The organism is Lamprobacter sp., from assembly GCF_034860625.1.
Lineage (GTDB): Bacteria > Pseudomonadota > Gammaproteobacteria > Chromatiales > Chromatiaceae > Lamprobacter.
On record NZ_JAYESN010000561.1, the window covers coordinates 1 to 1,222 of the forward strand.

At 62.2% G+C, this 1,222-nt stretch carries 2 protein-coding genes; one reads left to right on the top strand and one right to left on the bottom strand.

What is annotated here, in order from left to right:
- A partial coding sequence (locus tag VBE63_RS29785; RefSeq protein WP_323686579.1) for an Rpn family recombination-promoting nuclease/putative transposase occupies positions 1–841 on the bottom strand: 841 nt, incomplete at its 3' end.
- 132 nt (positions 842–973) lie between these two features.
- On the opposite strand from VBE63_RS29785, the gene VBE63_RS29790 reads away from it, so the two are divergent.
- Positions 974–1,222 (top strand): glycosyltransferase (locus tag VBE63_RS29790; RefSeq protein WP_323686580.1); only part of this gene is annotated, 249 nt, incomplete at its 3' end.

Consider the following 1,222-nt stretch of genomic DNA (forward strand, 5'->3'; position numbering starts at 1 on the left):
CGGCTTCGCCTTGGCGCTTGCCCTGCTCAATATATCGATCGATAAAGGTCTGCATGATCGGATCTCCCGGTGAGGTCTGCTCCAACAGTTGGCGGGCGTCGTCTTCCGCCACCCGTTGCGTGCCTTGGACATCATATCGCAGCAACGATTCCAGAATCTCCAGCGCCGTATCACGATCGGCGATCTGGTCGATCAGGGCGATCAGCCGCTCCAGATGCTCAAGCGGTTCCTGGCTGAAGATCCAGCGCATCGCCAGCTGCACCAAGCGGGTGAGCACATCGCCTTTGATCTCGGCGTTGGTGCGCGCTGAGAGATCGTGCAGGCTGTAGCGAAACTGTGGCACATCGGGTTGCAGCACTGCCGGGAGTGGTCGGACCAGATTGTGAAAGTCGCTCGGTGAGCGCCAGGCTTTGTGGCCGTGGTAGAGCACCATGGGGTAGACCGGGGGCAGATGCTTGGCGTCTGGGTGTTGTTTGCGGTAGGCCTCGCCTTGCAGCGCGATGTAGCGCAGCAGTTGCAGTGCGACCCAGTACTCAGGTGTGCTCTTGTGCTCGAAGAGCATGTAGACGCAGAGCGCAAGCTCGGGCGCCGAGGCCGGCTCAAGCTCAGCAGGCGTGGCAGTCTGATCTAAACCGCGCGGCCGCAGTCGGTAGACAAGATCCGAATACGAGGCCCGCAACTCCTTGGACACGTAGCTGTCCTTGCTAATCTCCAAGCTGTCGAGATCGACAAACGCCCGCAATTCCGCTGGCAGATGCCAACGCAGAAAGTCTTGGGCAATCTCGCGGCGGGTGAAGCTCTCGCGAAAGTAGACATCATGCGGATTGTTGATCTCGTCCATGCTGGCCTTCGGTGCGTCAAGCGGTGAGCTGATCCTATCGGCCCCTGGTCGATCAGGCAACAGTCGGCCGAGCGCTGAGGTCAAGGATCAAAGCCAACCGAGCGACCTGAGCTGCCCCACCCAGGAGACCCCATGTCCACGCCCAAGCCACCGACCCCCACCCCGGCCCTAGCGCTCGTCGTCATCGCCCGCGATGAAGCCGCCTCCATCGCCGCCTGCCTGCAGAGCGCGGCGGTGGTGGTCGAGACGATGATTGTGCTGGATACCGGCTCACGCGATGCGACGGTGGCGATCGCGGAGCGCTGTGGGGCGCAGGTGCATCACTTCGCCTGGTGCGATGACTTTGCCGCCGCGCGCAATGCGGCCTTGGCGCTCTCCAAC